The sequence below is a fragment of the Microvirga sp. jy35 genome (assembly GCF_056148915.1).
The window spans coordinates 1-8,330 of sequence record NZ_JBWBEW010000082.1 but is presented as its reverse complement, the minus strand read 5'-3'; the positions used below and the strand labels follow the sequence as shown (position 1 = coordinate 8,330).

Here is an 8,330-nt window from a genome sequence, read left to right as displayed (position 1 = left end):
TGGGCTGCTCCTGTGTCGCTGGCTGCTGACAACAGCCATGCTACCTCACCGCTGGGTGGGAGCCGTCCACAACATCAGGAGCAGACCTTCCGCGAGAGCACCCACGTCGATGCAGGAGCGGCCGAGAGCGGTATCAGGAGTGATCATCCATCCCGATGGTTCTTGGTCTGGCAGACAACGCCTTCCGATCCCGAGGCACCAGGCCAAGTAGACATCGCCTGGCTTGGGCTAATTCTGCGTGCATCTAACGAATGATCCCACAATCGTGTGGTCATGTCGCCTACAGCCCGGAGAGGCTGAAGGAGGAACGTTTTGCGTGAGGAGTCAGAAACCTACGGCGCACTCGCCGTGGCAGCCGGAGGCCAAGGCAGTAGCGGCAGTCCCGAAGGACCGTCCGATCCTAAACTCGGTCGTACAAGTCTTATGCGGATCGGCAATGGCTTGCGAGTAATCTTTGATGACCGTCCACGGCAGCCCATCCCGCAGGAGTGGAAGGACGTCCTCAACCAGATCGACCCAGCCCAGAAGTCGATCCCCTAGGCCGAGTTGGCTAGCTCGTCGTCGCCTACGTCGAAACCAGGTAGTCTTGGTATAAGGTGAAGCCGAACGAAGGAGTTGTGGCACGCCTTCGGTTGCAAACACCTCAGCAAGCCTAATCCTTGACCGGGTCTTGCACCAAACGCACACCAGCTTAGGCACTTGAAGGCGCGAACGCTTGTCAAGCGTACAACGTCTCGCTCAACTAGTTCTCGCCACGCCCCTGGCTCTCTGAGCTACCGTAGCTGTCAAGATCTGCCAGGATATAGTGCGTGAAGCCAACGCAGGTGCCTAGTTCCGCAATCGCATCACCACGACGCAAACCCATTGGCAGTTCAGCCAGACCAACGGTGAGGATTTCAGCGAGGACATTCATGATCACCTCCTGGTTCCTCAACACAGCTTGCAGCATCTGTTCCTGTTCTTCCGTCATATCTGACCTCACGGATCAATCCCGTGGCAACGCCGCTCATCGCCCAAGCTCCACCTAGACCGTATATTGGGTGATCCTAAAAGGTTCGAGTTTCGGATGGAGATCCGGCTCGATCATCCTTGGCAGCAGGCGACCAACCCGGAGGTATCTTTCAGGTGCGATTTGTGAGCGTAGCTAGCCTACTTGGAGCAAGATGAACAGCAGCTGATAAGCGCGTTTGCTTTCGTTCATCACCGAAAACTGCGGCTGAGGTACGACATATCTCAGATTGGCTTTGAGCCTCCCCGGCGAAGGCCTCAATGTCATTTTGCCATAAGGAAGCCACGCTCTATGATAAGCATTTCTTAGGTTGAACGATTCTATAGGAGAACGGCATGTTGTCGGTGTCCCTCCGTATGTCGAGAACTGCACTTATCTCTTGTCTGCTGCTCTGGGGGCCTTATGCGACCGCCCAAGCGAACCCGGCCTGGATCGATCCGCCTGCTCGTCCAGATAACACTGCCACCCCCGCACAAGCTGCTCACGCTCTAGCTGTCGATTATCTTGACTTTTGGTCTGCGCCGAACCCGTTGACACTCGCTGCGGCCTCATCGTTTTACGGCTCCACCGTTACGTTTCATGGTCGTGAGAGAACTATAGGCTCTGTGCTTGCTGAGAAGCGCCGGTTCGTGGAGCGATGGCCTCAACGGACCTATCGCTATCGACCAGAGACAACAATGGTGGCTTGCGAGAGCGACGGAGCGCGTTGCACAGTTTGGGCCATCTTCGACTTTTCAGCTGCCAGCTCCGGCCAAGGCCGGCGCTCCCTTGGGATCGGGGAACACGAGCTTGTTGTGAATTTATCCAGCGGTAAGCCTGCGATTGTGTCTGAGACGAGCCGAGTTCTCCATCGCGGCGCAGTTAAGAACCGCTGACAGTTATTGCTTGGTGTCACCGTGTTGCGCGTATCCGCCGATGACCCTGCTGAGCCGACCGCATACCTCGATAGCGGCAACGTTTAGATGTTGTGAGGGTCTGAAGTAGGTCATACTCTGAAGCTTCCATACCATCCAGGAACATCTGGCGATGTCTGTCTGAGCGGATATCCGGTCCACTTCTGAAGTGTACCCAAGGAGACAATTATCTAGGGTTCGATGTGTCTGCGCCGCCTTGAGCGAATAAGCTACTTACTCCATATCCCTACACGAGATGATCGTGCTCTATCCGCTGCAAGTGTAAGTGCCGAGGTAGCATCCGCCGTGGCCCGTCCACCGCCATTGAACAACACGACCATGGATAGATCCCTCCCGTTGACTTGGCATCGATAAACATCTGTCAGACCTGCAGGCTCACAATCCACTTCGCGACCATCCAGATACTTGGTCAATTCATCAGAGCTGACTGCATCACCATCCGTCTGAACTCCAAATAGGCGCACGGTGCGATCCTGTAGGGAAAGCGTTGCTGCATCAACAACGATCGGGACGCCACGAAGTTTATCCGTGTCTGCCTGAACAGCCGCCACCCAGACTGGCAATGGCCCTGGTGAACTAGCACTAGGAGGTGGTGCGAGGCTTGCCACGCCTATCGGTTCACCGCTCTTGGTGCTCTGCGATTGTTCCGCCTTCTGGCTCATGGCAGACGCGGCCTGGTTCCTTAGTCGTTCTCGCTCAAGTTCCTCTCTCAATTCCTTTAGTTCTCTGCGGTTGTATGCGGCAAGAACCGCATCCTGCTCCCGCAGTCTCTGAACAGCCTGAAGCTCTTCCGCCGTGGCGGCAAGATCACGCATCACAGCGTCTGCCCGCTCACGTTCCTTCTCAGAAGATGCCTTGAGCTCTGCCCATTGTTGAGCGTTTACGGCCGCAGAAGTGGCCTCTCGCGACCGCAAAGCTTGAAGCGCATGCAGCTCCTCCGTCACGGTCGTAAGGTCACGGGAAAGCGCGTTCGCCCGTTGCTGTTCCCGGTCTCTTGCAATCTTCAACTCTGCAAGCTCATTAGACGTTGAGACAGTGTGAGGCGCACCAGAGCCATTTTGTAGCGGTGATGCTGGTTCCTCAGGAATAGCTGAAGGCATGGTGAACTGATCATCATTTGAAGTACCAAATGCCTGCAGTTCAACTAACAAGCCTGGCGTTCGAAGTTTGTCGAGGAGTAGAATAGCTAAGGTCCCGACGTCTACTGCCTTATTGAGGTGTTTTTCCGCTTCTTCTATTTTGCTCTGTTGCAGGAACAGCTCGATATCCTTTGCGAGTTGCCGCCGTTCCGGTGACATAACAAGCAACGGCAGGATACCGGGAGCAGCACCAACAATGCTTGTCCTTGTCCGACTTACCGGCTCAGAAGCCTGTTCTGTTGTCTGACGATCCTGGCTTTCAGAACGATTGCTCGCTCCAAGCTCGCTCTCCACTGCCAGGACTTGCTTCGCGGCCATCATTAGACCACTGAGTAGCATTCCTAAGAGCGCTACTACGACCGTCTTGCCAACTTTCCTGCGAGCTTCCCCGCGCGCTCGGCTGAATGAGACGACATCCAGGCTCGCGCAGCGACTTGTAAGTTCTGCTAGGTTTCGTCCGCACATATCGGACCTCCATCAGGAGCGCTCCCAGCAGCTAGTAAGCTGGGGCGAGCACGTGAGGTGCTGCTGGATGGGCATCACACAACCGCTTAGATCTATCACTGCAGTGCTCATCCGCACACTGCTTACAACACAGCAGCCAAAATCATTCCTGCAAAGCCTGCTTCGGCAATAAACCTTCAAGAGCAAACGACTTCATCGTATCTTTGCTGCTTTGGCTGTCAATATAGCTACAATTGGTAGAAGGCCCGTGAGAATTTCGCCTTAGTACTAGGTCTCTATTCGCGTTAGATGCGGCCTAAGACGAACTATTTAGTATCGCGGATGCGCCTACATTCTTGCAATTCTCTGTGCCAACTCCCGATCATTGATGATCCTTCCTGCTCAGCACACGACTTGTTTCGGAGATGATCACCGGCCGCTCTCCTGCGAAGCTTACAACCAACTCATGCGTCCCAACCCCGCGGGAGCGTTCGTCCCGTTTGGAGTTGACCGCCTCAAAGTCAAAAGCTGAACGCACCCGACATGTGTTCGTGCCAGAGCTGCATCGCACGTTCAGTGTCTCAGGGCGATAACGATAGTCTCGGTCGGGCCACCGTTGAGCGAAGCGGCGCTTCTCGGCAAGTAGCTGTCCAAAGCTCATCCTCTTTCCGTGGAAGAGTACTCTCGAGCCGTAGAATTCTGGCGTCGTTTGGAGCGCCTGACGGTTTGAGGCCGACCAGAGGTTAAGATACTTGACTGCTAACGTCTGCGCGGCCTGCTCCCGAGAGCTTGACCGACCTGTGACGAGGCTTAGCCGAGTCGTCATGTTATAGGTGCTCGCCGGCGCGCCTGCGGGTTCCGAGGCAGATTGGGCATTTTGCTGTCGCGGAACAGCCTGAGATGGGGCAGATTGCCCCTGCTGTCCCAATGGCTGGAAAGAGAACCCCTCTGTTCGAGCTTTGGAATTCGGATGAACAGCGCTGAGAGAAGGTCTTGGTCCCGCCTCTGATACAGGAGCCGCAATCGCCGGTGCCGATGAGACCCTTGCTTGGGAGGAGTCCTCAACTGAAGGGTGCCGCACGGTCGGCTGCGCTGAAAGCGCAGATAGATCGGCGGGCGGGTCAACCCACGCTCCGCTCGTCTGGCCGAGGGTTGAAGAGCTTAGGACTACGGCCGGAATGACGGCAGCTTTCCAAGCTTGGTTCCAAATAGCTCCCATGACGCTCTCCATTTGGTCCACCGTGACTGATAGGGCTAACTGAAGACAACGTGCGCCAAGTCCATTCTGGCACAGAGAAACCGTCAAACGCGCAATTCGGGCGCAAATAGGCGCCTGCAAATACTTAAGCTGCTGCGATCCTGCAGCCCAAGATTGACTGCCTAATTCGCTGTACGCTCACACACCATCGTCTCACCAATGTCCAATCAGGTTCAATCTGAGCCGTTAGGCTTGGCCAACTGAAGGTCAGCTTACTCCGTGAGTGCGGAAGTAAGTTTAAGTTCGGCCCAGTGCCAGAAGCTCCAGCTAGGCTAGGGGATTGTGAGAAGAACCTGCAAAGGTTCGCGAGTACTTCAAGACTTAGGGGAGTCTTCACATACCCAGGCTCAGTCTCCTTCTGGCATTTGCCTGTGCTCATAGGCCGGCCGTAAGTGAGCAGTCCAGACCCCGCTTGTAGCCCATACCCGGCTTTGTGTGCCTTGATCCGCGTCCGGAGGATGGATTGCCACGTATCCCTCACGGCAGCGCTCAAGACCGATATCTTTCAGGTGTTGATTGTTCAGCGTGCTCAGCACGTCCGGAATGCTGTTCCGGCGGCGGCCCTCGCTTGTGGATACCCGCTTCAGCCACTTGATGAGAGTGGCAGTCAAAGCTTGCTTAAGGGGCAGCATGTTTGTCATACGACCATGCTGCCTATACAAATTTCGTGCTACAATTATCATAGTTGAATTCAGCTTATTCAGAATTGAAGAGCCATGGTTGAGTGGAGCGACCTCCGTATCTTTCTTGCCGTAGCTCGCACCGGCAGCCTTTCAGCCGCAGGCCGGGCTTTGGGCCTCAGTCAGCCAACCATCGGTCGCCGTATCCAGGCTCTTGAAGCCGCCCTGGGAACAGCTCTCTTCCAGAGACGAGTTGATGGCTATTTCCTGCTCGGCCCCGGGGCTGCCCTCCTGCCGCATGCGGAGCGTATGGAGATGGCCGCGAACGCTGCCGTTGGAGCGAGCGAGGAAGGCACGTTTACTCAATCAGTCCGGATCGCAGCAGGCGGGTGGATGAGCCGGTTTCTTGCCGGCATCGCCGCTGACCTCGTGGCAGAACTTCCTCACGTCGCGGTCGAGATCTTCAACTCCTACGGCCTAGCGGACCTGACTCGGCGCGAAGCGGACCTTGCACTCAGAAACCGCCGCCCGGAAACGGGATCGCTTGTAATCCGTCGATTGGGGGCTCCTGCCTACGCCATCTATGCAAGCCGAAGGTATGCGGCGGCCGACCCAGAGGCTTTCGAGGATAGCCGTTACAATGCGTGCCGGTGGGTCGGGTTTGATGAGGCAGGAGCGGCATTGCCAACCGCGCGTTGGTTGCGCGAGCGCCGCCGCAGGCCAGCCGACCTGCGTTGCTCGCAAGCAGTTAACATTCTCGATGCTGTGCGGGCGGGATTTGGACTTGGCATCCTTCCCCGGTTTGTCGGTGACGCGGAGCCGGAGCTTCTTCGCCTCTCCCCGAGCTTGGAGCTCGAGTCGGAGGGACTATGGCTGGTGATGCATGAGGACGTGCGACGTCAGGCGCATATCCGCTTAGCGGCTGACCGCCTAGTCACGCTTTTCGAGGAAAGACGATCGCAACTCACCCCCTCTGAATCGCACTGACGCCTTGCTGGGCAACCCCCTAGTGCCCTCCTGACGGCTTCATCGAAGAGGCCGGCATGAATGAGTGCTGGCTTGTGCGGCTGAACACCTTGGCCAAGCCGAAGCTGTCGTAGAAATGACAGGAATACCTTCCGCAAGAGAGAATGATGAAGCCACTGTTTGACGAAGCTATGCTTGGCACCCTCACCTCATACTCGGTCGGTACGCTTGGCGGCTGCGAGGCGATGATGATCTTGGGCTATGCTCAAGCGCCGGATCATCCGCCACCTGGCGCCGATCACGTGCTGCCACTCGTCATGGCTCCGCAGCAGGCGCGCGAACTGGGCAGGGCCCTCTTGCTGGCCGCCGAAGCCGCAGAGATGGGGCCAGCTGGTACAGAAGCTGCTCATTGATGACTGTCACTCTATCGGAGCACGGAACGAACTATCAGCTGTCAAATTCGGTGACGGTCGGGTGTACGGATGGACTCTCCTCGCGAAACGCGGGGATCACCTCTCGAGCAAAGAGGTCATAGCTACGCCGCAACTGATCAGGGCTGGCCCATTCCCGAGCGGAAATCAGCAACCCGCCGATGGGACCAACCTCCCGTACGATAGAGCTCACGGAGTCAATTACCTCGCCTGGCGATCCTGCAATCAGTCGTTGCTCCGCAACCATCGCGTCAACATGCTGGTGCAGCGGGTACGATGGACGAGGCAGTCCAATCGTATCGGACCAGTATTCGAGCCGTTCCCGCCCAGCGCCAACCCTGATTGCATCGAGGGCAAGTTTGCGGGTTACGTCGACATGCACCTCAATCACGATGAGCAATCGGCTTCTGTCGAGGACTAGGCCCAGAGCTTCGGCCTCCTTCTCTGCCTGGCGTATTCGCTCACCAAGGTCAGGACCACCGCCAAGCTGGAGAACCCCTGCATCGTGTGCAGCCGCTGCAACGATGCCGCGGCCTGAGAACGAATTGGCGATGTAGAGAGGCGGATGGGGCGTTGTGAAGGGACGGGGCTGAAGTTGGGCGTTTGAGAGCGTGAAGCCCCGCCCCTGCCGGGACACTGGCTCCGTGCTTCGAAACAGCGCGAGAACAGCCTCAAGCGCCTCCACAAAGCGGGGACCACGTTCGTCGGGATCAACACCAAGCATCCGGACGTCTCCTGGGATCGCTCCAGGACCAACCCCGAACATCAGTCTGCCGCGGGCTAAATGGTCAAGAAGAACGACGCGCTGAGCCACCATGAACGGGTGGTGGTACGGTAGGCTGACCACTCCTGTTCCAAGTTTGATGCGCCGTGTCCTCTGAAGAGCAGCCGCGACAATAATCTCTGGACAGGCGATGATCTCCCACCCTGCTGAGTGATGCTCACCGAACCAGACCTCATCGTAGCCGAGCGCGTCGAGTTCGGTCGCGAGCACGAGGTCTCTTTCCAGCGCCTCAGTGGGATCGCCTTCAGGATCGTGGAAAGGAGCCACGAAAGCACCAAAGCGGAAGTAAGTACTGGAGAGATTGGGCATGTGACCGCCTTTCCGACACACGCGCCTAACATTGCCGAATTGACGAAGTTCCAGCCGAGAGGGAACATCGCAACTGCAGTCAGGCAGTTGTCATGGATCGACGCAAGCATCGGCTGGCGAAAAAGCATTCTTCGTGCTTTGCGGCCCTTCAGGCGTCACGTTGCCCCTACAAAAGAGCAATCACATATCTGTAGCGGCACAAATAGTGAGGCTTCTATGCCTGTAGGGTACGTCCGCTTCGCGACGGCAAACTGACTTAGCCGCTAAGTCTCAGGCGTGCCAGAAGCGGCCATTAAGGCGCAAGACCAGAAGCGGTATCACGTCAAGTGAATGGTAAGATCGAGAATGGCTTTGCGAGGACATTCTTCAGACTAGGAGGCTTGCGGCGAAGCGGGCGCAGACCAGCAGCAGGAAAATGCCAAAGGCCACTTCGAGCCGACGTTTGGAAAGGCGATG

The 8,330-nt window shown here is 56.8% G+C and carries 6 protein-coding genes; 3 read left to right on the top strand and 3 right to left on the bottom strand.

Features of this window, described 5'->3' with window-relative positions:
- Nucleotides 1-255, top strand: a 255-nt coding sequence (locus AC0QTX_RS26860) for a hypothetical protein (protein ID WP_474606853.1), incomplete at its 5' end; no start/stop codon positions are given.
- A 487-nt stretch (nucleotides 256-742) separates the two neighbouring features.
- Here AC0QTX_RS26860 and AC0QTX_RS26855 read toward each other — a convergent pair.
- The gene (locus AC0QTX_RS26855; RefSeq protein WP_474606852.1) at nucleotides 743-970 is read right to left on the bottom strand and encodes a hypothetical protein; all 228 of its coding nucleotides are present in this window, start codon (nucleotides 968-970) and stop codon (nucleotides 743-745) included.
- Nucleotides 971-2,132: 1,162 nt separating this feature from the next.
- Nucleotides 2,133-3,356, bottom strand: a complete 1,224-nt coding sequence (locus tag AC0QTX_RS26850) for a thermonuclease family protein (protein ID WP_474606851.1) — start codon at nucleotides 3,354-3,356, stop codon at nucleotides 2,133-2,135.
- A gap of 2,124 nt (nucleotides 3,357-5,480) precedes the next feature.
- Here AC0QTX_RS26850 and AC0QTX_RS26845 point away from each other — a divergent pair.
- Together AC0QTX_RS26845 and AC0QTX_RS26840 are read left to right on the top strand one after the other, a co-directional pair.
- Nucleotides 5,481-6,371, top strand: coding sequence for a LysR family transcriptional regulator (locus tag AC0QTX_RS26845; RefSeq protein WP_474606850.1), 891 nt, complete (start codon nucleotides 5,481-5,483; stop codon nucleotides 6,369-6,371).
- Nucleotides 6,372-6,514: 143 nt separating this feature from the next.
- Nucleotides 6,515-6,763 carry a hypothetical protein gene (locus tag AC0QTX_RS26840; RefSeq protein WP_474606849.1) on the top strand — a complete coding sequence of 83 codons (249 nt, stop codon included), beginning with the start codon at nucleotides 6,515-6,517 and terminating at the stop codon, nucleotides 6,761-6,763.
- A gap of 34 nt (nucleotides 6,764-6,797) precedes the next feature.
- Here the strand turns inward: AC0QTX_RS26840 and AC0QTX_RS26835 are convergent, their stop codons facing one another.
- The gene (locus AC0QTX_RS26835; RefSeq protein WP_474606848.1) at nucleotides 6,798-7,874 is read right to left on the bottom strand and encodes an LLM class flavin-dependent oxidoreductase; all 1,077 of its coding nucleotides are present in this window, start codon (nucleotides 7,872-7,874) and stop codon (nucleotides 6,798-6,800) included.
- Between the last annotated feature and the right edge of the window lie 456 nt (nucleotides 7,875-8,330).